Origin of the sequence: Blastococcus sp. LR1, assembly GCF_020166105.1 — a bacterium.
Classification (GTDB): Bacteria; Actinomycetota; Actinomycetes; order Mycobacteriales; family Geodermatophilaceae; genus Blastococcus.
Genome location: NZ_JAIUJY010000004.1, coordinates 120,284 through 143,591 on the forward strand (window position 1 = coordinate 120,284; position 23,308 = coordinate 143,591).

26 protein-coding genes are annotated in these 23,308 nt (G+C 72.8%); 14 read left to right on the top strand and 12 right to left on the bottom strand.

Annotated elements, in window-relative coordinates:
* Window positions 1–59: 59 nt before the first annotated feature.
* Together LBW97_RS12440 and LBW97_RS12445 are read right to left on the bottom strand one after the other, a co-directional pair.
* Window positions 60–569: a cupin domain-containing protein gene (locus LBW97_RS12440; protein WP_224499700.1), complete on the bottom strand. Its 510-nt coding sequence runs from the start codon at window positions 567–569 to the stop codon at window positions 60–62.
* 82 nt (window positions 570–651) lie between these two features.
* A complete protein-coding gene (locus LBW97_RS12445) occupies window positions 652–2,376 on the bottom strand; it encodes an alpha-glucosidase (RefSeq protein WP_224499701.1) in 1,725 nt (574 codons plus the stop codon).
* A 137-nt stretch (window positions 2,377–2,513) separates the two neighbouring features.
* On the opposite strand from LBW97_RS12445, the gene LBW97_RS12450 reads away from it, so the two are divergent.
* The 5 genes from LBW97_RS12450 (at window position 2,514) to LBW97_RS12470 (ending at window position 7,438) form a co-directional block, all read left to right on the top strand.
* Window positions 2,514–3,854 carry an MFS transporter gene (locus LBW97_RS12450; protein ID WP_224499702.1) on the top strand — a complete coding sequence of 447 codons (1,341 nt, stop codon included), beginning with the start codon at window positions 2,514–2,516 and terminating at the stop codon, window positions 3,852–3,854.
* Complete coding sequence (locus tag LBW97_RS12455) at window positions 3,842–4,219, top strand: FKBP-type peptidyl-prolyl cis-trans isomerase (protein ID WP_308010465.1); 378 nt, start codon at window positions 3,842–3,844, stop codon at window positions 4,217–4,219. The genes LBW97_RS12450 and LBW97_RS12455 overlap by 13 nt, the downstream gene beginning before the upstream one ends.
* A gap of 47 nt (window positions 4,220–4,266) precedes the next feature.
* Window positions 4,267–5,277, top strand: a complete 1,011-nt coding sequence (locus LBW97_RS12460; RefSeq protein ID WP_224499703.1) for a cation diffusion facilitator family transporter — start codon at window positions 4,267–4,269, stop codon at window positions 5,275–5,277.
* Between the two features lie 593 nt (window positions 5,278–5,870).
* Window positions 5,871–6,596 carry an Imm52 family immunity protein gene (locus LBW97_RS12465; RefSeq protein ID WP_224499704.1) on the top strand — a complete coding sequence of 242 codons (726 nt, stop codon included), beginning with the start codon at window positions 5,871–5,873 and terminating at the stop codon, window positions 6,594–6,596.
* 149 nt (window positions 6,597–6,745) lie between these two features.
* Window positions 6,746–7,438, top strand: a complete 693-nt coding sequence (locus LBW97_RS12470; protein ID WP_224499705.1) for a DsbA family oxidoreductase — start codon at window positions 6,746–6,748, stop codon at window positions 7,436–7,438.
* A 68-nt stretch (window positions 7,439–7,506) separates the two neighbouring features.
* Here LBW97_RS12470 and LBW97_RS12475 read toward each other — a convergent pair whose 3' ends face one another.
* From LBW97_RS12475 to LBW97_RS12485, 3 genes are all read right to left on the bottom strand, one after another.
* Window positions 7,507–8,463 carry a nitronate monooxygenase family protein gene (locus tag LBW97_RS12475; protein WP_224499706.1) on the bottom strand — a complete coding sequence of 319 codons (957 nt, stop codon included), beginning with the start codon at window positions 8,461–8,463 and terminating at the stop codon, window positions 7,507–7,509.
* A gap of 15 nt (window positions 8,464–8,478) precedes the next feature.
* Entirely contained in the window at window positions 8,479–8,721 is a 243-nt protein-coding gene (locus LBW97_RS12480) for an acyl carrier protein (protein ID WP_224499707.1), read from the bottom strand.
* Between the two features lie 68 nt (window positions 8,722–8,789).
* Window positions 8,790–8,993, bottom strand: coding sequence for a hypothetical protein (locus LBW97_RS12485; protein WP_224499708.1), 204 nt, complete (start codon window positions 8,991–8,993; stop codon window positions 8,790–8,792).
* Between the two features lie 74 nt (window positions 8,994–9,067).
* Between LBW97_RS12485 and LBW97_RS12490 the strand changes: the two genes are divergently transcribed.
* From LBW97_RS12490 to LBW97_RS12510, 5 genes are all read left to right on the top strand, one after another.
* The gene (locus LBW97_RS12490; protein WP_224499709.1) at window positions 9,068–9,397 is read left to right on the top strand and encodes a helix-turn-helix transcriptional regulator; all 330 of its coding nucleotides are present in this window, start codon (window positions 9,068–9,070) and stop codon (window positions 9,395–9,397) included.
* A complete protein-coding gene (locus LBW97_RS12495) occupies window positions 9,394–9,912 on the top strand; it encodes an SRPBCC family protein (protein WP_224499710.1) in 519 nt (172 codons plus the stop codon). Before LBW97_RS12490 ends, LBW97_RS12495 begins: the two co-directional genes overlap by 4 nt.
* Before the next feature lie 428 nt (window positions 9,913–10,340).
* Window positions 10,341–12,155 (top strand): phosphoenolpyruvate carboxykinase (GTP), encoded by a 1,815-nt coding sequence (locus LBW97_RS12500; protein WP_224499711.1) that lies wholly within the window; start codon window positions 10,341–10,343, stop codon window positions 12,153–12,155.
* A 299-nt stretch (window positions 12,156–12,454) separates the two neighbouring features.
* Window positions 12,455–13,669 carry an MFS transporter gene (locus tag LBW97_RS12505; protein WP_224499712.1) on the top strand — a complete coding sequence of 405 codons (1,215 nt, stop codon included), beginning with the start codon at window positions 12,455–12,457 and terminating at the stop codon, window positions 13,667–13,669.
* A gap of 4 nt (window positions 13,670–13,673) precedes the next feature.
* Complete coding sequence (locus tag LBW97_RS12510; protein WP_224499713.1) at window positions 13,674–14,339, top strand: acVLRF1 family peptidyl-tRNA hydrolase; 666 nt, start codon at window positions 13,674–13,676, stop codon at window positions 14,337–14,339.
* 2 nt (window positions 14,340–14,341) lie between these two features.
* Here LBW97_RS12510 and LBW97_RS12515 read toward each other — a convergent pair whose 3' ends face one another.
* Genes LBW97_RS12515 through LBW97_RS12530 form a run of 4 tightly spaced genes read right to left on the bottom strand, consistent with a single transcriptional unit; the run spans window position 14,342 to window position 17,076 of the window.
* Complete coding sequence (locus LBW97_RS12515; RefSeq protein WP_224499714.1) at window positions 14,342–14,962, bottom strand: hypothetical protein; 621 nt, start codon at window positions 14,960–14,962, stop codon at window positions 14,342–14,344.
* Window positions 14,963–15,011: 49 nt separating this feature from the next.
* Window positions 15,012–16,022: a zinc-binding dehydrogenase gene (locus LBW97_RS12520; protein ID WP_224499715.1), complete on the bottom strand. Its 1,011-nt coding sequence runs from the start codon at window positions 16,020–16,022 to the stop codon at window positions 15,012–15,014.
* A 9-nt stretch (window positions 16,023–16,031) separates the two neighbouring features.
* Window positions 16,032–16,892 carry a YhjD/YihY/BrkB family envelope integrity protein gene (locus LBW97_RS12525; protein WP_224499716.1) on the bottom strand — a complete coding sequence of 287 codons (861 nt, stop codon included), beginning with the start codon at window positions 16,890–16,892 and terminating at the stop codon, window positions 16,032–16,034.
* A gap of 10 nt (window positions 16,893–16,902) precedes the next feature.
* Complete coding sequence (locus tag LBW97_RS12530; protein WP_224499717.1) at window positions 16,903–17,076, bottom strand: hypothetical protein; 174 nt, start codon at window positions 17,074–17,076, stop codon at window positions 16,903–16,905.
* Window positions 17,077–17,398: 322 nt separating this feature from the next.
* On the opposite strand from LBW97_RS12530, the gene LBW97_RS12535 reads away from it, so the two are divergent.
* A complete protein-coding gene (locus tag LBW97_RS12535) occupies window positions 17,399–18,466 on the top strand; it encodes a C40 family peptidase (RefSeq protein ID WP_224499718.1) in 1,068 nt (355 codons plus the stop codon).
* Between the two features lie 76 nt (window positions 18,467–18,542).
* On the opposite strand, the gene LBW97_RS12540 is transcribed toward LBW97_RS12535, so the two are convergent.
* Window positions 18,543–18,686, bottom strand: coding sequence for a hypothetical protein (locus LBW97_RS12540; RefSeq protein ID WP_158544836.1), 144 nt, complete (start codon window positions 18,684–18,686; stop codon window positions 18,543–18,545).
* Between the two features lie 95 nt (window positions 18,687–18,781).
* Between LBW97_RS12540 and LBW97_RS12545 the strand changes: the two genes are divergently transcribed.
* Window positions 18,782–19,105, top strand: coding sequence for a DUF3817 domain-containing protein (locus LBW97_RS12545; protein ID WP_224499719.1), 324 nt, complete (start codon window positions 18,782–18,784; stop codon window positions 19,103–19,105).
* A gap of 29 nt (window positions 19,106–19,134) precedes the next feature.
* Window positions 19,135–20,457 (top strand): serine hydrolase, encoded by a 1,323-nt coding sequence (locus LBW97_RS12550; RefSeq protein WP_224499720.1) that lies wholly within the window; start codon window positions 19,135–19,137, stop codon window positions 20,455–20,457.
* A gap of 18 nt (window positions 20,458–20,475) precedes the next feature.
* On the opposite strand, the gene LBW97_RS12555 is transcribed toward LBW97_RS12550, so the two are convergent.
* Complete coding sequence (locus tag LBW97_RS12555) at window positions 20,476–20,988, bottom strand: hypothetical protein (protein ID WP_224499721.1); 513 nt, start codon at window positions 20,986–20,988, stop codon at window positions 20,476–20,478.
* Between the two features lie 96 nt (window positions 20,989–21,084).
* On the opposite strand from LBW97_RS12555, the gene LBW97_RS12560 reads away from it, so the two are divergent.
* Window positions 21,085–21,333: a DUF3253 domain-containing protein gene (locus tag LBW97_RS12560; RefSeq protein ID WP_224499722.1), complete on the top strand. Its 249-nt coding sequence runs from the start codon at window positions 21,085–21,087 to the stop codon at window positions 21,331–21,333.
* 10 nt (window positions 21,334–21,343) lie between these two features.
* Here the strand turns inward: LBW97_RS12560 and LBW97_RS12565 are convergent, their stop codons facing one another.
* Window positions 21,344–23,272: an alpha/beta fold hydrolase gene (locus tag LBW97_RS12565; RefSeq protein ID WP_224499723.1), complete on the bottom strand. Its 1,929-nt coding sequence runs from the start codon at window positions 23,270–23,272 to the stop codon at window positions 21,344–21,346.
* Window positions 23,273–23,308 lie beyond the last annotated feature (36 nt).

A 23,308-nucleotide genomic window follows, 5' to 3' on the forward strand; every position in this document is an offset into this window, starting at 1 on the left:
ACCCTAGGCGACGTCCGGTCCGCGGGCGACGAGGTTTCCCGGCGGGGCGCCGGTGCCGGTCACCAGGCGGGTGGGGTGAGGCCGTAGCGGCGGAGGACGTCGGCCTGCCAGTCCGGCTCCCCGAACTCGAGGCCGTAGGAAGCGGCGAGCGCGACGAACTGCGCCGGCTCGGTGGCGCCGGCCGCTGCGAGGTCGGCGGCGTCGCGGAAGAAGCCCTCGAAGCCGGCCGGGCTGATGATCTCGATCATGCGCGCGGGCGTGTGGCCCGCGTTCCACATGGCGTGCAGCTCGCCGCGCGGCTTGGTGATGTAGCCGCCGGGGCCGAGGACCGCCTCGCGGTCGCCCGACCGGAAGCCGATCTCGCCGTCGAGGACGATCGAGTACTCGTCCTCGCGGGTGTGCAGGTGCGCCGACACGTAGGCGCCCACGGCGAACGGGTGCTCGACGACGGCGATCGAGCCGCCGGTGTCCGCGCCGGCCAGCTTGAACACCACCCCTACGCCGTCGCCGAGGTCGACCGTCCGTCCCTCGCCCGGCTGCACGATGGTCAGTGGCGGCTCGACGTCCATGACTTCTCCGACATGGCCCCTCCAGCGGTCCCGAGGGAGCCATGCTGGCGCGAGGGCGCCGGTGGTGTCGAGGGGGTCCGGCTCAGGGCAGCCGCAGGACGCGGGCCTCCCAGGGGCGGAGCTCGGCCGGGTCGTCGTCGTCCAGATTGCCCAGCACCAGCTCGGCGGCGGGCGCCTCGGGCAAGAGCTCGGCCAGCCGGTACGCGGTCGGCGACAGGTTGCAGACCACGAGCAGCTCGTCGTCGCCCAGCGCGCGGGTGAAGGCGTACACGTCGTCGTGCTCCGGCAGCAGCATGGTGAAGTCGCCCAGCGCCACCACGTCGTCGGAGTGCCGCAGGGCGATCAGCCGCCGGTAGTGGGCGAGGACCGAGCGGTCGTCGTCCCGCTGGGCGGCGGCGTTCCACTCGAGATGGTCGGGGTTGACGGCCAGCCACGGCGTCCCGGTGGTGAAGCCGGCGTTCGGCGAGGCGTCCCACTGCACCGGCGTCCGCGCGTTGTCCCGGCTCATGGCCCGCAGCGCGGTCAGCACCTCGCCCGGATCGGAGCCGGCCGACACCGCCTGCACGTGGTGGTTGAGCGACTCGACGTCCCGGAACTGCTCGAGCGAGGTGAACGGGAAGTTCGCCATCCCGAGCTCTTCGCCCTGGTAGACGTACGGCGTTCCGCGGTGCAGGTGCAACAGCGTCGCCAGGCAGGTCGCGGAGTCGCGGCGGAACTCGGGGGAGTCGTCGCCGAAGCGGGAGACGGCGCGCGGCTGGTCGTGGTTGTCCCAGTAGAGGCTGTTCCACCCCACGTCGGCCAGCCCGGTCTGCCAGCGCCCGAACGAGGCCTTGAGGTCGCGCATCCGCAGCGGCCTCAGGTCCCACTTCGACGTCCCGTGGTCCAGGCCGACGTGCTCGAACTGGAACACCATGTCCACCTCGGCGCGGTCGGGGTCGGTGAACAGCCGCGCCTGCTCCACGGTCACGCCGGGCATCTCGCCGACGGTCAGCAGCGCGCCGTCGCGCCCGGCGAAGACCTCGCGGTGCATCTCGGCCAGGAACTCGTGGATCCGTGGCCCGCAGAGGTAGGACGCGGAGCCGTCGCCGAGCGACGTCCCGGGGATCGGCGGCCCGTCGTGCAGGTGGCCGTCCTCGGCCCCGTCCATACCTTGAAGGTCCTTGCTGATCATGTTGATGACGTCCATGCGGAAGCCGTCGACCCCGCGGTCGAGCCACCACCGCATCATCTCGTAGACGGCCTGTCTGACCTGCGGGTTCTCCCAGTTCAGGTCGGGCTGGCGGCGGTCGAACAGGTGCAGGTAGTACTCGCCGGAGGCCTCGTCGAGCTCCCAGACCGGCCCGGAGAAGAACGACTGCCAGTTCGTCGGCTCCGCGCCTGGCTCGCCGGCGGCGAACCCGGGCCGCGGCGGGCGCCACCAGTACCAGTCGCGCTTCGCCGACGTCCGGGACGCTCTGCTCTCCTCGAACCACGGGTGCGCGTCGCTGGTGTGGTTGACCACCAGGTCCATCAGCAGCTTCATCCCGCGCGCGTGCAGCGCCGCGATCAGCTCGTCCAGCTGCTCGAGGGTGCCGAACAGCGGGTCGATGCCCTGGTAGTCGCTGATGTCGTAGCCGTTGTCGGCCTGCGGCGACGGATAGACCGGCGAGAGCCAGAGGACGTCGACGCCGAGATCCGCGAGGTGGTCCAGGCGCTGCAGGATCCCGCCGAGGTCGCCGATCCCGTCACCGTCGGAGTCGGCGAACGAGCGCGGATAGACCTGGTAGACGACGGCGCGGGTCCACCACGGCGGGGTCTCGGGAGGCATGCGGTCAGCCCAGCACGCCGCGCCGCCGCCCGCACCCGGATCCGGGGAGCTGTGGACGGTCGCCGGCGTTGGGGAAATCGGGTGCGTCCTGTCGTACCCGTCGCCCACGATGGGCCGTCCACCCCGGGAGGAGAGTCATGGCGCTGCCACGCGCGCTCGCGCCGCTCCGGCACCCCGCGTACCGGGTGCTGGCCGCCGCGATGGTCCTCGCGCTGCTCACCCAGGGCCTGTGGGCGATCGCGATGGTGTGGCAGGTGGTCGAGCTCGACGGTGGGCCGGGATCGCTCTCGCTGGTCGCCGGGCTCGGCGCCGCCGGCATGCTGGTCATGGCCCTGCTGGGCGGCGCCCTGGCCGACCGGGTGCCCCAGCGCCGGCTGCTGCTCGTCGTCGCGCTGGTGCAGGGGTGCGCGGTCTCCGCCGCGGCGGTGCTCTCGCTGACCGGCGTCCTCGAGATCTGGCAGCTCGCACTCGTCTCGCTGGTCGACGGCCTCGCCCTCGGCCTCTTCTACCCCGCCTACTCGGCCCTGGTCCCCGCGATCGTCCCGGAGGGCGACCTGCTCGCGGTGAACGGTCTGGAGGGCGCACTCCGCCCGATCCTGGGACAGGCCGCCGGACCGGCCGCGGCCGGTTTCCTCGTCGCCGCGTACTCACCGGGCATGGCGATGGTCGCCACCGCGGTCGTGGCGTTCGCGTCCGCGGCGTGCGTGCTGGCACTGCCGCACACCCCGGTCCGCCGCGAGGCGGCCGAGGACGGCTCGCACCCCGGGCTGTTCGCCGACGTCCGCGAGGGCTTCCGCTACATGGTCGCCACGCCCTGGCTGCTCGCGACGCTGGTGTACGCCGCCTTCATGGTCCTGGTGTTCATCGGGCCGTTCGAGGTTCTCGTGCCCTTCGTCATCGAGGACGCCGGCGGTGGCGCCCGTCAGCACGCCTGGGTGCTCGCCGCGTTCGGCATCGGCGGCGCGGTCGGCTCGCTGGTCGTGGCCTCGCGGCGGCTGCCGCGCCGGTACCTGACGGTGATGAACCTGCTGTGGGGCGTGGGCTGCCTGCCGATGGTGGTGTTCGGCTTCACCACCGACCTCGGCGCCATGCTCGTCGCCGCGGCCCTCCTCGGGGCGGGCTTCGAGTCCGCCACCGTCATCTGGGGCACGCTGCTGCAGCGGCGCGTGCCGTCCGCCCTGCTCGGGCGGGTCTCCAGCCTGGACTTCTTCGTGTCGTTGAGCCTCATGCCGCTGTCGATGGCGCTCGCCGGCCCGCTGAGCCAGCTGGTCGGCTTCACCGGGGCCTTCCTGGTCGCGGGTCTCGTGCCGCCGGTGCTCGCCGTCGTCACGATCCTCGTGGCTCGACTGCCGGCCGACGAGCTGGCCCACCCGCTGGACGTCCCCGCCGAGGAGCCCGCCGGTCCCGCCGCTGCTTGGATGGGGGCAGACGACGCCGGGACAGCCCCGGCGCGGGAGGGAGAACCGTGGCCGAGCTGAGCCGACCGGACGTCGAGCCGCCCACCGGGCCTGCGCCCGACGACCTGGTGATCGAGGACCTCACCGTCGGCGAGGGCCAGGAGGCCAAGGCCGGCGACCTGGTCAGCGCGCACTACGTGGGCGTCACGCACGACGGCGGCGAGCAGTTCGACGCCTCCTGGGACCGTGGCGACCCGCTGGAGTTCCGCGTGGGCGTGGGCATGGTCATCCAGGGCTGGGACGAGGGCATCGTCGGCATGAAGGTCGGCGGCCGCCGCCGGCTCACCATCCCGGCCCACAAGGCCTACGGCGAGCGAGGTGCTGGCGGCGTCATCAAGCCCGGCGCGACGCTGGTCTTCGTGGTCGACCTCGTCGGCGTCCGCTAGTCGCGGATCACGCATGCCCCGGTGCCCTGCGGGGCACCGGGGGTTGCATGACGCAACCGGCCCCCGCTCCCGATCACGTCCTCGCGAAGGACGCCGGGAGCTCCGGAGGGGAGAGCGAGTCGACCGGGACCGTGGTCATCGCGGGCCTGGCCAACCTCGGCATCGCGATCGCCAAGCTCGTCGGCGGCCTGCTCAGCCACTCGGCGGCGATGCTGTCGGAGGCGGCGCACTCGCTGGCCGACACGATCACCGAGGTGCTGCTGTTCATCGCGCTCAAGCGCGGCACCAAGGCTCCCGACGCCCGCCACCCCGTCGGCTACGGCCGGGAGACCTACTTCTGGGCGCTGCTGGCCTGCCTGGCCACCTTCACCCTCGGCGCCGGCTTCTCGATCTGGCAGGGCGTCAGCACCATCCGCGGCGGCGAGGAGCAGGGCTCCCCGACCATCGCCTACATCGTCCTGGCCATCTCGTTCGTGCTGGAGGGCGCGTCCTGGCTCAAGGCCGTGCGCCAGGTGCGCAGCGAGGCCAAGAAGTGGGGAACGACGCCGCGTCGCTACCTCGCCGAGACCAGCGACACCACAGTCAAGGCGGTCACCTTCGAGGACACGGCGGCGCTCATCGGGCTCGTGCTCGCGGCTGCGGGCCTCGGGATGGAGCACCTCACCGGTGACCCGGTTTGGGACGGCGTCGCCGCCATCCTGATCGGGATCCTGCTGCTGTTCGTGGCCGGTTCGCTGGGCCGGGTGAACGTCTCGCTGCTCATCGGGCAGTCGATCTCGCCGCGGCTGCAGGAGGAGCTCAAGGCCGAGATCCTGGCGCTGCCGCAGGTCACCGATGTGCCCTTTCTGCTCACCACCGTGATCGGCCCCGGCCAGCTCATCGTCTCGGCCAAGGTGGACTTCGCCGACGACGCGACCGTGGCCGACATCGAGCGGGCCTCCGACGAGGCCGAGCGCCGGCTGGTCGCCCGCCACTCCGGCGTCCGCTACGTCTTCCTCGACCCCACGCCCGGCGACGGCCGGGCCCGCGCGGAGGTGCATCACGCAAGCGGCAGCTGACGGCGTGGCGGTCGACGCCGGGACTCAGCCTCAGGCCTGTCGGAGATCGAGAACCTCCGCAGCCAGCCGAGAACGACTTGCGGCAGCTTCGGGGGCGGGTCGCGACCGCCTGACTCGGCGTCGCCACCAGCGTCCGACCAGCACAAATACACGTCCGAGCACTGAACTGGCAAGTCTCATAACGGATAGGTAACGACACGCTGACAGACCGTTGCTGGCCAAGATCACCCCGGCCAAGCTCCGCGTCGGTCGCCCACGGCAGGGCAGCAGACCATCCACGGTCCTTCTCGCCTTGATGCGGTTTTGTGTCGGGACCTTCACCTACGATGACGGCACGAACCGGTTGTCCCGTTTGCAGGGCACCGTCAGCAATACGGCTAACACGGTGACGGCGGACCGCAAGTACCAGGAACCGCAGGAGCGGTCGGAACCGCTGCAGCCGGCGTCGCGAGCGTCAGGCCGCCTCCGACCATGAGCGCTGCAAGGACCCCCCGCAACGGGAGATCGATTCTCCGACGGAAGTGAGCAGCACGCAGCGGAACGGTCAGTGGGAGAGGCATAAATGGAATCAACTTGGTCCACGTTCCCGTCAAGTGACGAAGATCATGGCTGACGCCTTCTATGTGGGCGCCTATTGGGGGCCTCGGGAAGAGTCGGTTGACGACTGTGCTGTCAGACTATCCGGCCAGCTGTCCACCCTGACCGGTCTTGATCCTCTACTCCAGGGGTGGTTCAAGAAAGGGAAGAGCCGAAAGGCTGCACTCGCTAACGAGGTCGACACATCTCCCGACTCGCTGCGTGCGCTACTATTGGCTGGCCGGCAGCGGCGCGATGACGACGAGAGGTCGGTCATTGCCGACTTAGGCTTCTCAGTCGGTCTCTGGAATGGGCAGGCCATCTCGGTAGCGCTGAGCGTTCATTGCGGATCGGGTGCCGCCGTGCAAGGTATGACGAGTAACTATCTGACAATCCAACTGCCTCCCGCTCAGAAAGATTCAGCATCGCTGTATCGGCGTGACGTCGCGCTGGGATTGATGCGCTCCGTTGTCACGTCCTGGGCGCCCGCATGGAGCACGTGGACAAATCACCGCCTAAGAAGCGCTCAGAATCCGCAGCCTCATGAGGTCGTTGCAGGTTGGGCCACCTTCGTGGCTGATGGCGTAGGGGTTCAGTCCCAGCTGCTGCCGGTCGGAGCCGCCGTGAAGTCGATTGGCCATGGACTGCTGGTGGTCGCTGATGGCGACGCGGACTCTGCATCTGAGGCATGGGTGTCTGCTGTACGTGGTGCCCTCGGCCCGGCACTGCGCTCGACTGCTTGATTGGCGGGGTCCTGTCTCGACCGCTCTTGCATAGTTTGCGCGGGCGATCGCCGGGAGCGGTGTGCAGGTGGTATCAGTCGCCGCTGACGGTTCTGGCGCGTGAAACATAGCGGGGAATGTCCGGCATTGACCCTCCGGTTGAGCAGGGCATGCGCGTAGAGGTCTGGTCCGACGTCGTCTGTCCGTGGTGCTACGTCGGCAAGCGCCGGCTCGAGACGGCGCTGGAGAAGTTTCCGCACCGCGACCAGGTCGAGGTCGTGTGGCGGTCGTTCCAGCTGGACCCCTCAATCCCCGAGGACGAGACGCACGCGACGCTGCCCGCGCTGGCCCGCAAGTACGGCCAGCCCGAGGACGCGATGCGGCAGTCGATGCGTCAGCTCGAGGAGGTCGCCGCCGGGGAGGGTCTGACGTACGACCTGGCCAACGGCATCAGCGGCAACACCTCGCTGGCCCACGAGCTGCTGCACCTGGCCGCCGAGCGCGGCGTGCAGGGCGAGCTCAAGGAGCTGCTGCTGCACGCGCACTTCGAGGAGTCGCGCAGCGTCTTCGACGTCGACTCGCTGGTAGCCCTCGGCACCGAGGTCGGGCTGGACGCCGACGAGGCGCGCGAGGTTCTCACCGACCGCCGCTACCGCGCTGTTGTCGCCCAGGAGGGCGCCACCGCGCAGTCCCTCGGCGCGACCGGCGTGCCGTTCTTCGTCGTCGACCGCAAGTACGGCGCCGCGGGCGCCCAGCCGGCCGAGCTGCTGCTCCAGCTGTTGGAGCGGGCGTGGGCCGACGCCAACCCGCTGATCACTGTTCCGGCCGCGGACGGCTGCACCGACGACAGCTGCGCCGTCTGATCCGCCGTTGCGCGCTGATCCACGCCTGCTCCCGTCGCAGAGGTGGATGAGAGCGCACCGGCGCTCGCCTAGCCCAGCAGGTCGGGGACCGTCCGCAGCGCACGCTCGGCGTCCTCGGTGAGTGTCCGGACGACGTCGGTGGCCGAGCGCTCGGCGGTGACGAGTCCGACCGCCTCGCCCGCGTAGACCGGCGCCTGCTCCAGGTCGCCGCTGCGCCGGGCGTCCACGACCCGCTGCGAGGCGACGTCGTCGTGCGCCAGCTCGTCCTCCCGGCCGTGCCAGGCGCGGCTGAACTCGTTCTCCAGTGCCCGGCCGGGCCAGCGCTCCGGCCAGGCCAGGCGCTGGGCGACGTCGAAGGCCCGGGTGAGCACGGTGTCCTCGCCCGCGGCGGCTCGAACCCGCGCCCGGGCGGCGGGGGAGTTGAGCCCCTCCGGGCAGGACAGCAGGGCCGTTCCGATCCACACCCCGGCGGCGCCGGCCGCGAGCACGGCGGCCATCCCGCGCCCGGTGGCGATGCCACCGGCGGCGACGACCGGCAGGTCGGTGAGCGCCAGCACCTCCTGCAGCAGCGGCAGGGTCGCGCGGTGACCGGTGTGCCCGCCGGCCTCGCTGCCCTGCGCCACGATCACGTCGACGTCCGAGGCCACCGCCCGGTGCACGTCGTCCACCGTGTTCACCTGGACCGCCACCGCGATGCCGGCGTCGTGCAGCGGCCCGACGTACGGGGCGGGGTCGCCGAACGACACCGACACCAACGCCGGCCGCGCCGCGATCGTCGCCTCGAGCAGCTCGGGGCGGTCGTCGAGCACCCAGGCCATCAGCCCCACGCCGAAGGGCAGTCGCTCCGGGATCGCGCACTGCTCGGTGATGAAGTCCGGCGAGTGGTTGCCGGCCACCCCGATCATCCCGAGCCCGCCGGCGCGGGAGACGGCCGCGGCCAGCGCCCCACCGGCGACGCCGGCCATCGGAGCCCCGATGACCGGCGTCGACAGGTCGAACCGGCGGGTGAGCGCAGTGGTGATCACGCCGCCATCCTGTCGCTACTGCGCGGCGGGGCCGGCCTGACTGGTGCCCTGCAGGCGACCCAGGAACTCGTGGGCCTTGGCGGCCCGCTTCGAGTCCTGCTTCATCACCTTGCGGAAGAACTGGGCCACGTCGTCCAGGCCGGCGTTCTCGGCGTCCCGGACGTACTGGCCGTAGTCGTGCCCGGCCTTGAGCGAGTGGTACTGCACGGAGATGAGGTCGTAGTAGACGTCCTCGAAGCCGGTCTCACCGGTGGCCATCGGTCCTCCTCGGGATGGAACGGGCGGAACTCCCGACCAGTACCCGTGCGGACCGGTCCGTCACACCGTCAGGTGGGCGATCCTCCGGTGACGTCACCGCCACCGGCCTCGTCGGAGAGCGTCTGGCTGGTGGCCAGCTCCTCCTCGCCGGTCGACGCCGGGTCGTCCACGGTCGAGGCCAGGTCGGCGCCCTCGCCGTAGGCCCCGGGGTCGGCCTGGGTCGTGCGGGGGTCGTTGAGCGGGTCCGGGGTGTCGGGATCGGTGACGGTCATGCCGAACCTCGTATCCCGATGCCGCGCGGGCGAACCCCTCGACCGATGCGTAACCGATGTGTTACGCATGCGCCGTGCAGGCGCTACAGGCTCTGGCCGACCCGGTCCGCCGGGAGCTGCTCGCCCTCCTGGCCGGTGGTGAGCGGACCGCCGGTGAGCTGGCGGAGCCGTTCCCGATCAGCCGCCCGGCGATCAGTCGGCATCTGCGCGTGCTGCGGGAGAGCGGCCTGGTCCGGGTGCGGTCGGACGGCCGCGAGCGCCGCTACGCGCTCGACCCTGCGCCGCTGCGCGAGCTCGACGCCTGGCTGGAGCCTTATCGCGACCTGTGGGCGCACCGCTTGGACGCCCTGGACACCGAGATCGCCCGCGGCCGGCGGGCGCGGAGGAACGGAGACCCCCTATGACCGAGGACCTCGAGACCCGGCGCGGCGTCGTCACTCCCGAGCCGGACGGCCGGCAGCGGCTGGAGTTCCGCCGCAGCTGGCCCGATCCGATCGAGGACGTGTGGTCGGCCCTCACCGAGCCCGAGCGGCTGGCCCGCTGGATCGGCATCTACGACGGCGCGCGCGGCCCGGGCGGCACGGGCACGTTCGTCATGACGCACGAGGAGGGGGAGCAGGCCGGCGAGCCCATGACGATCCTCGAGTGCGACCCGCCCCGGCGGCTGGTCGTCGAGTGGCAGCAGCAGGAGACCGAGGACTGGCGCGTCGACCTCGACCTCTGGACGGAGGACGGGCGGACGCAGCTGCGCTTCACCCAGGTCTTCCCGGCCGACGCCGACGTCACCGACTACGCGATGGGCTGGCACTGGTACCTGGACAAGTTCGGCGCCGTCATCACCGGTCGTCCGCAGCCCGGGCACTGGGACGAGTTCTACGCCGAGGTCGGCCCCGCCTACGGCCGCACTCCGGACGCCTGACACGCAGGACGCTCCGGACCCCTGGTGATCAGGAGACCTGATCACCGGGGGTCCTCCCTCGCGGTCGACGGTGAGGGAGGACCCGGAACGGTGAGGGAGGACGGCGCCAAGGGTGCTCCCGGGCGGCCGCCACCACCGGGTGCGCGGCTGGTCGGCGCCGTAGAGGCGGTTGCGGAGAGTGACGTTCCCGCAGCTAGGAGGCGTCAGCGCGCGCAGGAGGGCCCCGAGATGTGTCGAAGGCCGCTCCTGACCTGCCTCTTTCGAGCTGAGGACAAGACGTCCTATACGTAACATTCATCGCAGTTACAGCAGTGTGTCCGCGCTTGTACCCTGTCCCGATCCGGATGGGCCGCAGGCGCGGCCGCAGCCGTACCGCACGACCGCCGGAGGCAGGTTTCCGCCCCGGCTACGCAGAGGATGGAGACGCCGTGACTTCCGTGGCCACCCCCGGTCTCGAGAACGCCCCCACCACGCACGCCCGGCTGCTCGCCTGGGTGCGGGAGATGGCCGAGCTGACGTCGCCGGACCAGGTGGTCTGGATCGACGGCAGCGAGGAGGAGGCTGCGCGGATCACCCAGAAGCTGGTCGACGCCGGCACCTTCCGCCCGCTGGAGAAGAAGCCCAACTCCTACTGGTGCGCCTCCGACCCCAGCGACGTCGCTCGCGTCGAGGACCGCACCTTCATCTGCTCGGTCGACGAGGCCGACGCTGGTCCCACCAACAACTGGATGGACCCCAGCGAGATGAAGGCGATCATGACGGAGCTGTACCGCGGCTCCATGCGTGGTCGCACCATGTACGTCATCCCGTTCTGCATGGGCCCCATCGAGGCCGAGAGCCCCATGTTCGGCGTGGAGATCACCGACTCCGAGTACGTCGTCGCCTCCATGCGCGTCATGGCGCGCATCGGCAGCCGCGTGCTCGAGGCCCTGGGCACCGACCGCCCGTTCGTGCCCGCCATGCACTCCCTGGGCGCGCCGCTCGAGGACGGTCAGGCCGACGTGCCGTGGCCGTGCAGCCAGACCAAGTACATCGTGCAGTTCCCCGAGGAGCGCATGATCTGGTCCTACGGCTCCGGCTACGGCGGCAACGCGCTGCTGGGCAAGAAGGCCTATGCGCTGCGGATCGCCTCCGCCATGGCCCGCGACGAGGGCTGGCTGGCCGAGCACATGCTGATCCTCAAGCTCACCAGCCCGCAGCAGAAGGTCTACTACGTCGCCGGCGCCTTCCCGTCCGCCTGTGGCAAGACGAACCTCGCGATGCTCGAGCCCACCATCCCGGGCTGGAAGGTCGAGACCATCGGCGACGACATCGCCTGGATGCGGTTCGGCGAGGACGGCCGGCTCTACGCGATCAACCCCGAGTACGGCCTGTTCGGCGTCGCCCCGGGCACGGGCTGGGACACCAACCCCAACGCCATGCGGACGATCGAGAAGGGCAACTCGGTCTTCACCAACGTCGCCCTGACCGACGACGGCGACGTCTGGTGGGAGGGCATGACCGAGGAGCCCCCGGCGCACCTCACCGACTGGAAGGGCCGCGACTGGACGCCGGAGAGCGACGAGCTCTCCAGCCACCCGAACAGCCGTTTCTGCACCCCGATCACCCAGTGCCCGATCCTGGCGCCGGAGTACGACGACCCGAAGGGCGTGCCGATCTCGGCGATCCTCTTCGGTGGCCGCCGCAAGACCACGATCCCGCTGGTCAGCGAGGCCCGGGACTGGAACCACGGCGTGTTCATGGGCGCGACGCTCTCCTCGGAGACCACCGCCGCCGCCACCGGCGCCGTCGGCGTCATTCGCCGCGACCCGTTCGCGATGCTGCCGTTCATCGGCTACAACGCCGCCGACTACTTCGGCCACTGGGTGAACACCGGCAAGCAGGCCGACGCCACCAAGCTGCCGAAGATCTTCTACGTCAACTGGTTCCGCCGGGACGACGAGGGCGGCTTCCTGTGGCCGGGCTTCGGTGAGAACAGCCGCGTGCTGAAGTGGGTCATCGAGCGCCTCGAGGGCACTGCCGCCGCCGTCGAGACGCCCGTCGGCCACGTGCCCACGGTCGACTCCCTCGACGTCTCCGGCCTGGGTCTGACGCCCGAGCAGGTCGAGGCCGCGCTCGCCGTCAAGCCCGAGGAGTGGCAGGCGGAGATCCCGCAGATCACCGAGTGGTTCGAGAAGTTCGGCGACAAGCTCCCCACGACCATGTGGGACGAGCTGGAGATCCTGAAGAGCCGACTCGCTTGATCTGACGTCACCAGGGCCCGGACCGCAGCTGCGGTCCGGGCCCTGCGTCGTCCCCGGTGTCCCTTCGCCATCTCCGTGGTGATCAGGAGACCTGATCGTTCGGCGTCCTGGCTCACCACCGGTGCTGAGCCAGGACGCCGCATGATCAGCTGACCTGATCACCGGCACGACCCGGCCGGCTGCGCCGCGGGACCGGCTGGTGTCGGTTAGCGTGGCGAGCACGGCACTGACGGCCGTCCCGATGCCCCCGCCGCGCGCGGGCGGGCCGGAGACGGTCCCTACTGGAGGCTTCCCCGCTCGTGGCCAACCCCTATTTGCAGGTCCTGCGGACCCCGCACGTCCTGCCGATGGTGCTGGCGGCGTTCATCGGGCGGTTGCCGCTGTCGATGGTGGGCCTGGGCTGCGTGCTGCTGGTCGCCGACGAGACCGGCTCGTACGGACTCGGTGGGGCCGTCGCCGCGGTGGGTGCGGTGACGACGGCGATCGCCGGCCCGATCTTCGGTCGCTGGGCCGACACCCACGGCCAGCGCAAGGTCCTGCTGCCCATCCTGCTGGTCTTCGTGATCTCCGGCGTGCTGTTCCTCTTCTCGGTGCGCGGCGACTGGCCGCTGTGGGTCGTGTTCGCCTCCGCCGGTGCCGCCGGCGCCTGCATCCCGCCGGTCTCCTCGATGATCCGGGTGCGCTGGACGCACCTGCTGCGTGGCAGTCACCGACTGCCGACCGCGCTGGCGATGGAGTCCGTCGTCGACGAGTTCGCCTTCATCGTCGGCCCGGTCCTCGTCACCTTCCTCTCCACCACCGGCCACTCCACCTCCGGCGTGGTCACCGCCTTCGCCCTCGCGACCGTGGGCAGCCTGCTGTTCGCCGCGCAGCGGAAGACCGAGCCGCCGCCGCACGGGCACGTGAGCCGTCAGGGGCCGTCGGCGATCCGCACCCGCGGGCTGCGGGTCCTCTTCGTCGTCGGTGCGGCCGTCGGCGCCATCCTCGGCACGCTGGAGATCGCGCTGGTCGCCTTCGCCGAGGAGGTCGGCGCCAAGTCGATGTCCGGCGTCCTCATCGCGGGGCTCGCCGTCGGCTCCATGGCCAGCGGCATCGGCTGGGGGCTCGTGCACTGGAAGACGCCGCTGCGCCGGCGGCTGAGCGTGGCGCTGGTCGTGCTGACCGTGCTGACCGTGCCGCTGCTCCTGGTCGAGGACCTCTGGGTGATGCTGCCGTTCGTCGTCCTCGCCGGGGTCGCGGTCTCGCCGTCGCTGATCAGCTCGTTCACGCTCGCCGAGCTGCTGGTGCCGCGCTCCGCCGTCACCGAGGCCTTCACCTGGATCGGCACCGCCCTCGGGCTCGGCGTGGCGCTGGGCGCCTCCGCGGCGGGCAAGATCGTCGACGTCTGGGGCGCCAACACCGCGTTCCTCGTGGCGACGATCGCGGCCGGAATCGCCGCCGTGGTGGTCCTGCTGTGCCAGCGGCTGCTGCGCGTGCCCGCCGAGCACGCCCCCGAGCCGGCGCTGGCCGGCTGATCCCATGACCCGGCCACGGCCGGCCGCCGGCGGCGGTCGGCAGCTCGGCGTCGCCCCCGCCCGGCTCGGCAAGTGGCTGGACGGCGTCGCCACCCGTCACGGCGCCTTCACCGAGGTGGCCCCCGCCGCCGACGGGCTGGCCATCACCTGCGCCGACACCACGACGGTGACCCTGCGGGCGCCGTTCGGCTGGACGCCCGAGACGCCGCTGCTCGGCAGCTTCACCGCGGCGGCCCAGCGGGAGCACCGCGCCGCCGTTCTCCTGGTCCGCCGGGGCCGCTGGGCCGTCGGCGTGTTCGACGGCGAGCGCCTGGTGGTCTCGAAGGTCGATGCCCGCCAGGTCCAGGGGCGGACGGCCGCCGGCGGCTGGTCGCAGCAGCGGTTCGCCCGACGGCGGTCCAACCAGACCGACGCCGTCGTCGACCACGCCGTCGAGACCGCCGTCCGGGTGCTCCTGCCGCACACCGACGGCCTGGTCGCCCTCTTCCCTGGCGGCGACCGGGGGCTCGTGGACGACGTGCTGGGCGACCCCCGGCTGCGGCAGCTGGCGGCCCTGCGTCAGGACGCGTTCCTCGACGTGGGCGAGCCGACGAAGGCGGTGCTGCTCGAGACGCCGAAGCAGTTCCGCGCGGTCGACGTGCACATCGTGGAGCCCGGCGACCGGGTCTGAGGTCAGCCGCCCGAGGCGGCCACCGGGGCGTCCAGGGGCTCCGGGAACAGCGGGAAGCGGCTGGAGATCCCGAGCCGCTCCAACGCGGCGGGATCGGCGTTCCCGGCGACCGAGGGGTCCAGGCCCAGCCCGACGCCGTCGCCCTCCGTGCGGGGCCAGGCGCTGGTGACCACGCCGGAGTGCTCGCGGACCAGGCGGTGCGCCTCGTCGCCGAGCTCGGTGTCCCGGAAACGCGTCTCGTCCACCCGGACGTCGAAGGTGCCCCCGGACCGGCTCCCCGCCAGCGCGGTCAGCTCCGCCGGAGGTGACCCGTGCCAGCGCAGGATGATCAGCGTCCGGTCCAGGCTGATCTCGGACTGGCCCAGCTCGGGGTGGTCCCCCCAGCGCGCCTGCACCTCGTCGAGCACGGCCTGCATGTCCGACGTGACGAGCGGAAGCGTCAGGACCTCCTCGGGATGCAGGCCTGTCTGCGGCTCGGGGACGGGTGGCCCGCCCGGCTCCGGCGTCATCAGGACGAGCGGGCCGCTGCGCGGACCCCCCGGATGTCCGGCCTCCGCCTGGGCGCACCCGGTCAGGACGCACGCCACGACCCCGAGCAGCAGCGCGGACCGGCCGGTCGCCATGCGAGGAGACTGGCCTCCGACCCGGCCGCAGCACAAGGTGATCGCCCGGTCAGGGGGTGAGGACCAGCCGGATCGGGTCGCCCTGCTTCTGCGCCAGCCGCTCCACGCCCTCGGCCGCCTCGCTCAGCGGCAGCGTGCCGGAGATCGACCGGGAGAGGTCCAGCCGGGAGTGCCGGATCAGGTTCACCAGCTCGACGACGTGGGCCGGATCGGAGCCGTAGTGGCCCAGGATCCGCTGGCCGAAGTAGCTGAACTGCGTGCCGTTGCGGATCGTCAGCGGCTGGTCGGTGAGGCCCACCAGCACGAGCGCGCCGTCCCGCTCGAGGCAGCGCACCGCCTGCTCGCGGACCGGTGCGACGCCGGCGAAGTCGAAGGCGAACGCGAGGCCCTGGCCGCCGGTCAGCTCGCGGACGCGGGCGGCGATGTCATCGGAGGGGTCCAGCGCCAGGTCGGCGCCGAAGTCCAGGGCGCGCTGCCGGGCGGCCGGCACGGGGTCGACGGCGATGATCGGAGCGGCACCGGCGAGCCGGAGCAGCTGCACCGCGTGCGCGCCCAGCCCGCCGATGCCCCAGACGCCGACCGGCTGCGCGGCGCGCACCTGCGCCGTCCGCACGATCGAGGCCCACGGCGTGGAGACGGCGTCGGGCACGATGCAGGCCTGCTCGAACGAGAGGTCGTCGGGGATCGGCACGAGGGTGTCGGCGGTCGCGAGCGCGTACTCCGCCCAGCCGCCGTCGTAGTCCACCCCGCGGGTGTGCACCCAGTCGCCCTTGAGCTCGCCGGCCTGCAGCAGCACCCGCTGCCCCTCGGTCCAGCCGGCCACGCCGTCGCCCGGCTCGGCGACGGTGCCCGCCACCTCGTGGCCGAGGGTGACCTCGTCCCCGTCGAGGAAGAGCGGGGAGAGCTGGCCCTCGATGAGGTGCACGTCGGAGAGGCAGATGCCGGCGGCGGCCACCTTGATCAGCACCTCACCGGGGCCTGGCTTCGGCTTCGGCACCTCCTTGACGACGAACTCGCGGGTGCGCACGTTGAGCCGGCCGGCCAGCATCTCCTCGGGCATGTCCTGTTCCTACCGTTCCGGCGGGGCGGGCACACCGGCCGGGGCGGTGAGGAACTCGTCGAGCGACCGGGTGGCCAGCCAGCCGATCACCAGGACCAGGTGCAGCAGGAAGAGCCACAGCCCCACGGCGACGACGCCGCCGACGACGTCCAGGCCGCCGAACGGAGCGCCGAGGTCCAGGGGCAGCGACAGGAAGAGCACGAAGCCCTGCAGGAAGCCGGACAGGCAGGCGGCGGTGAACAGTGCTCCCGCGGCGAGGGCGGGGAGGTGCACCCGTCCGCCGGCGACGACCCGGAAGCCGAAGGCGATGGGCAGGGTGAGCGCCGCGAGCACGGAGTAGAAGCCCACGGCGACCTGGCCGATGGTGCCCCCGAGGCCGCCGCGCTCGGCGAGGTCGGCCATCCCGGCCGCGGCCAGCAGCAACGGGTAGAGCAGCACGGGGGTGAGGAGCAGCAGGGGCAGCGACGCCAGCCGCCCGCGCCAGCCGGTCATCCCCTCGGAGCGGGTGCTGAAGCGGCCCAGGGCGCGCCGCAGCCCCTCGCCGTAGAAGGTCATCGGGACCAGGGCCAGCAGGGCGCCGAGCGGGGTCAGCCCCACGCCGGCCTCCACCAGTCGCGTCACCGCATCGGGCGCGCCCAGCTCGCCGGGCAGCAGGTCCGCGAGCCGCCGTCCGAGCTCCTGGACCCGCTCGGCGGAGGTCAGCCAGGCGGTCAGCCCGAAGGCGAGCACCAGCAGCGGAACGATCGCGATGCCGGCGTAGAAGGTCAGTCCGGCGGCGAGGAGGGCCAGGTCCCGGCCCACGAGGCCGGTCCGGATCCCGGTGAGGACGGCGGCCGGCGCGGTCTGCAGCCGCCGTCCGGAGGGGCTCAACGGGAGGACGTCACTCGACGCCGTCGTTGCTGCCGGTCTCCTCGCAGCTGGCGTCGTGCGGGTTCTGGGCCTGCTCGGAGGTCGAGTCGCAGTTGGTCTCGCCGCGCTGCACGTCGGTGTTGTCGCCACAGGCGACGAGGGACCCGGCGATGGCGAGGAGGAGGAGGGGCTTGCGGAGGTCCATGTACCGGTAGTGGTCCCCGCGCGCTGGGCCGAAACGGGGACGATCGCGAGAGGCGGCCTCTAGCGGGTCTTGTGACTCAGCGCGCACAGCGAATTACACAAATGTTGTTCGAGGCATTGTCACGGCGTGGTCACGGCCCCTACGGTGAGTGCATCCGCGAGGCCTGTCAGTCACTTCCCGGCTGACAGGCGCCGGACGTCGGGAGCCGCTCCGCCTCATCGGCGGGAGCCGCACCTGGCCACCACAGCACGGCGTCGCGCCGAGACGGACCAGTCCGCCCCGGCCGTGAACTCCTGCCCGACGAGATCGGAGTCGCCGCACGATGGCGTCCCCCCTGCGCACGTCCGCCCGCCGCAGCACCCTTCGGCGGACCGGCATCGCTCTCGCCGGCAGCGTCGGCATCCTGCTCGCCTCCCTGCCGGCCTCCGCCGCGCCCGGTACGCCCGGGACCGCGGCCGACGCCGCCGCGCTGGTCGCCGAGCGCGGTCACCAGCTCGAGGTCGTCACCGAGGAGTTCAACCAGGCCCGCGACGGACTGGCCGCCCAGCAGGCGGCCGCGGCCGCCGCCTCGGCGGAGCTGGAGCGGGCCACCGCCGAGCTCGCCGCCGCGCAGCAGTCGGTGCGCGCGGTCGCCCGCACCGCCTTCACCGGCGAGAGCATGGGCTCCTTCCAGGCGATGATGGTGAGCGGCTCCGCCGACGAGTTCGTGGCGCGGGTGAGCACCCTGCAGACCATCGCCGGCCACCAGACCGGCATCGTCGAGCGGGCCGCCGCGGCCAACGTCGCCGCCGCGCAGGCCCAGGCCACCGCCCAGAAGGCCGCCAACGAGGCGCAGGCCACCTACGACGCGGTCGCCGCCCAGCAGGCCGAGCTGCAGACGCAGATCGACGACTTCCGGGCGCAGTTCAACCGGCTCAGCGCCGACGAGCGCCGCGCCGCCGTCGACCAGGCGGGGCACAGCGACGACGGTGCGCGGGCCAGCCGCAGCGACCGCTCGGCGCCGGTTCCCGCTGGCGCCCCCGTCGTCGCCAACAGCCGGGCCGCGCAGATCGCCGTCGACACCGCCATGGCCCAGCGCGGCAAGCCCTACGTGTGGGCGGCCGGCGGGCCCAACGCCTACGACTGCTCCGGTCTCACGCAGTACGCCTTCCGCGCCGCCGGCATCAGCCTCCCGCACTCCAGCCGGGGTCAGGCCGGCATGGGCCAGGCCGTCTCCCGCGCCCAGCTGCAGCCCGGCGACCTGGTCTTCTTCTACAGCCCGGTCAGCCACGTGGGCATCTACATCGGCAACGGCCAGATGGTGCACGCGCCGACCTCCGGCGACGTCGTCAAGGTCGCCAGCGTCGACACCATGCGCGGCTTCAGCGGGGCCCGCCGCATCGCCGGCTGAGCCTCACCCGCTCCCCGGCGGATCCATCCGCTGCAGCAGCCCCCCGACGACGAGGCGTGAGAGGGACGGGGTCCTTCTACTGCCAGCGGGTGTGCGCGGCGTGCGCCTCCGCGCGGGTGGCGCCCAGCCGGGGGAGGGCCTCGGCGACCAGATCGGGCCGGACGTCGGCCATCCGGCGGAGCAGCACCAGGCAGAACTCCCGCCGCGCCAGACCCCGCACGCCCGCGACCCTGCCACCCGCGCCCCTGCCACCCCCGACGGGCCGGTGAGCAGGGCCACCCCCGCGCCGCCCGCTCCATCGGGGACCATGGGGGCGTGAAGCCCAGCTCCGTCGCCCAGCTCTTCCGCGCCGTCGCGCTCGCCGAGGCGGGCTCCTGGCTCCTGCTGCTCGGCGGCATGTTCGTGAAGTACGTGGGTGACTCCGAGCGCGGGGTGCAGATGTTCGGCCCCGTGCACGGCGGCGTCTTCGTGCTCTACCTGGTGGTCACCGCGGTGGCCTGGCGGGTGCTGCGCTGGGACCGGAGGACCACGTTCCTCGCGCTGGTCGCCTCCATCCCGCCGCTGGCGACGATCTGGTTCGACCGGTGGGCCACCCGCGAGGGCGCGCTCCCGGTTCCGGAGCCGACGCCCGCATCCTGAGTCCGGGCGCGGTCGATACGGTCGGCGTCGTGCCCGAGCCCGTGCTGCCCTCGACCGCCCGCCTCCTGCTCGCCCGGACCGCGCGCGTCCAGCGCGAGGGGCGCGCGCCGAGCCTGGTTGCCGGCGTCGTCCGCGACGGCGGGCTGGCGTGGTCGGCCGGCCGGGGCGACGTCGCCGAGCCGCATACCGACGTCCAGTACCGGCTGGGGTCGATCAGCAAGACGGTGACGGCGGTCGTGGTGATGCGGCTGCGCGACGAGGGCCTGCTCGGCCTGGACGACCCGCTGGAGCGGCACCTGCCCGGCACCCCCTTCGGCGACCGCACCGTCGGCCAGCTGCTCTCCCACCTGGCCGGCGCCTCCGCGGAGAGCCCCGGCGGCTGGTGGGAGCGGACCCCCGGCGGCTCGCTGGACGAGCTGGGCCTGGGCGGCACCGACGTCGTCCTGGGGGCGGCGCGGCGGTTCCACTACTCGAACCTGGGCTTCGGCCTGCTCGGCGAGGTCGTCGCCCGGCTGCGCGGGTCGTCGTGGGAGGACGCCGTGACCGCGGAGGTGCTGGCCCCGCTCGGCATGCGCCGCACCACGCCCCGGCCGGTCGCTCCGGCCGCGCAGGGCCTGGCGGTGCACCCGTGGGCCGACGTCGTCCTGCCCGAGCCGGAGCACCACGCCGGTGCGATGGCCGCGGCCGGCCAGCTGTGGGCCACGCTGACCGACCTGGGGCGCTTCGCCGCGTTCCTGCTCGGTGACACCGCCGACGTCCTCGATCCCGGAACGCTGGAGGAGATGACCGTGCCGGCCGGCGTGGACTCCTCCGCGGCCGGCTGGTCGGCGTACGGCCTGGGCCTGCAGGTCATGCGGCTCGACGGCCGCACGCTGGTGGGTCACGGCGGCTCGATGCCCGGCTTCCTCGCCGGGGTGTTCGTAGACCGCGAGGAGCAGACCGGCGCCGTCTCGCTGGCCAACGCGACCAGTGGGGTCGACCCGCTGGTGTTCGGCCTGCTGGCCGACCTCCGGGCCGCCGAGCCGCGGATCGTCGAGGTCTGGTCGCCGTCGCCCGCCCCGGTGCCCCTGGACGCCCTCGGCGTCTGGTTCTGGGGCCCGGCGCCGTACGTGCTGCGCGCGGTGGCCGGCGGGCTGCTGCACCTCGGCCCGCTGCCGGGCCGCGGTGGCCGGGCGAGCCGGTTCTCCCGCCGGGAGGACGGCGTCTGGACCGGGCTGGACGGCTACTTCGCCGGCGAGACGCTGCGCATCGAGGCCGACCACCTGGACCTGGACACCTTCGTCTTCACCCGCACGCCCTACGACCCGGCCGCGCCGGTGCCCGGCGGTGTGGACGAGCGCGGCTGGCGCTGAGCCCTCGGCCCACCGGGCCTACGGCGGCGGATCGTCCGCGTACTCGCAGGAGGTGTCCCCCGACGGGAGGGCCCGGATCCGCACGGGTCCTCCGGCAGAGCCGGTGACCTCGGCGACCACCGGGCACATGCGGGGGACGGCGACGTCGTCCACCAGGTGCGCAGAGATCCGGACGAGGACCTCCTGGGCGCCGGCGGCGGAAAGGGTCCGGGCGTCGCCGTCCACGGTGACCACGGCGGAGCACCGGGAGGTGAACGCGACCGTCGCCGGGACGTCGGGGCCCCACTCGGCGCGCAGGATCCGGAGCTCGTCGGCGACGTGGGCGCGGGTGGCGCGGGAGAGCCGGCGGAACTGCAGGTCCAGGACGGCGGTGGCCTGCTCGGCGGGCAGGTCGAAGGCCTCCTGCACCCGGCGGACCGCGTCGTCGTCGTCCGCGGCGTCCGCGAGCAGGACGACCAGCCGGACCGGATCGGCCAGCGCGGCCTCGTACGCGGCCAGGATCGCCAGCTTCTCCGCCCGCGGATCGCTCACCGCCCGGCCTGCCGTCCGCGCACGGGCGCAGCCTGCCCGCTGCGAGAGCGGCGCGCCAGGGTGGCGGGGCCGCGGGCAGCGGCGCAGGCTTGCGCCGTGGACGTCGACCGGCAGCTGGAGCAGGCCATCGAGCGGCTGCTCGACACCCGCCGTCCCGACGCGAGCATCTGCCCGTCGGAGGCGGCCCGCGCGGTCGATCCGGAGGCGTGGCGCGACCTCATGCCCGACGCTCGAGCCGCGGCCGGCCGGCTCGCCGCGGCCGGCGAGGTCGAGGTGACCCAGGGCGGCGCCGTCGTCGACGTCGGCAGCGCACGCGGGCCGGTGCGGGTGCGCCGCCCCCGCTGACGACGCCCGGTCAGTTGATCGGCTTCCCCCGGAAGAGGCCGTCGACCTCGCCGTCCTCGAGTTCGAGCATGGCGAAGGGCAAGTGCAGCGTCGCGGTGGCGTCGCCGAACCCGCCGTCGGTCACCTCGATCGTCCCGTCGACGGGTACCTCCGGCGTCCACGCGCACCCGTCCAGCTCGACGGCGACCGTTCCGCTGAAGCCGATCGTGTACTCGACGCTGCCGCCCTCGGGGCAGCCCAGGGTCAGCGGCCGCTGGGCGGACCAGGACTCGAACGTCGGCCCCAGGACCTCGGTCATGATCAACGACGCCGTCGCGTACGGGTCCTCGTAGCCGTCCGCGGTCTCCGGTGCCAGCGGTTCGTAGGCCGCGCCGGCGGCGCCGGTGCAGGTGGTGACGGGTCGCGGGGGCAGGCGACCGGAGTCGAGCAGCCGCAGCACGGTCCGGTCGACGCAGGCGTAGCCCCACCCGAGCAGCACGTGCGGGCCGCCGGGGAGCACGACGAGCGCGGAGTCGGGATCGCGCCCGTGCACCCGCAGGGCGTTGGCGGCCGGGGTGTTCGGATCGGTGTCCGCGGTCAGCAGCAGCACCGGGTAGGCGGGGTCCACCGGTGCGGGAGGCGCGGGTGCCGGGGCGTCGCCGCGGGGCCAGAACAGGCACGGCAGGTCGCCGTAGTAGACGTCGGGGAGCCGCAGGTCCTCGACCCCCGCTGCGGCGGCCTCGTCCAGCCAGACAGCGAGCTCGTCGCGGGGCGTGCTGCCCTCGGGGACGAAAGGGAAGTCCTGGCACTCGACGGCCAGGTACAGCGCGGGGGAGAAGGACGGGTCGGCGACCACCTCGCCGGTGGTGGGGTCGGCGCCCGCGCCGGCAGCGGCGAGGAGGGCCAGCGGCAGCGGGTCGCCCTCGACGGCGGCGTTGACGGTGCGGGCGAACCGGAGCCGCTGGTGCGGCGCGCTCATCGAGGCGGCCGCGGCGCCCTCGAGCTCCTCGATCGTCAGCTCGCGCTCCTCCGAGCCGCCGTCGGCGAGGGGGTAGTCGTAGGACCGCGGTTCCTCGGCGAGCTCGTCGGCCAGCTCGTCGTAGGCCGCCGCCGACGATCCGGGTGCGTCGTCGGCGCACACCGGATCGGCGTCGCACGCGCTCAGGGTGCGTTCGAGCACGTCGCTGTAGGCGCGGGCGCTCTCCGCGGCGAACGCCCGGATCGGGGTCTGCGGGTCGACGACGCCGTCGAGGATCAGGCTCTGCACCCGGTCGGGGTGGGCCGCTGCGTAGGCCTGCTGGAACTGTGTGCCGTAGCTCTCGCCGTAGAGGGTGAGGCGGTCGGCGCCGTACCACTCGCGGAAGATCTCGAGGTCCTCCGCAGCCTGCCGGGTGGCGAACAGCGGCGCCTCGGCCGGTGAGAACCCGGCCTCCTCGAAGCACTCCGCCGCGAACTCCTCCGCGCGGCGGGCGAACCGGTCGCGCTCGTCGTCGTCGGCCGAGGCGTCGACGACCGCGTCGAAGTTCAAGATCGCGCCGTCGCAGCTGAACGGCTCGGAGCGGCCGATGCCCCGCTGATCGAATAAGACCAGGTCGTAGGCGTCGGTGATGGCCGGGTCCATCGAGGCGGCGTAGCTCTCCGCCAGCAGAATCCCGCTGGAGCCGGGGCCGCCGGTCGCCGTCACCAGCACGCCGCGGGACTCGCCGTCGGCCTTCCGCACCGCGAAGGTCGCCTCCCACTCCTGCGACGCGGCGGCGTCGTGGTCGGAGGGGACGGTGAGGGTCACGCACTCGAAGTCGCCCCCGGCGCAGGGCTCCTGCGAGACCACCTCTCCGCCGGTGCGCGTGAAGGGCTCGATCGTCCCCTCGACCGTCTCCGTCGCGCAGCCGGCGAGCACCAGCGGGCTCCCCATTAGGGCGACGAGCAGAGCGGCGGCGCGACGCGGCCGGGGACTGGGCACGGCGCACCCTAGGACGAGGAGTGTCGCGACCGGTGG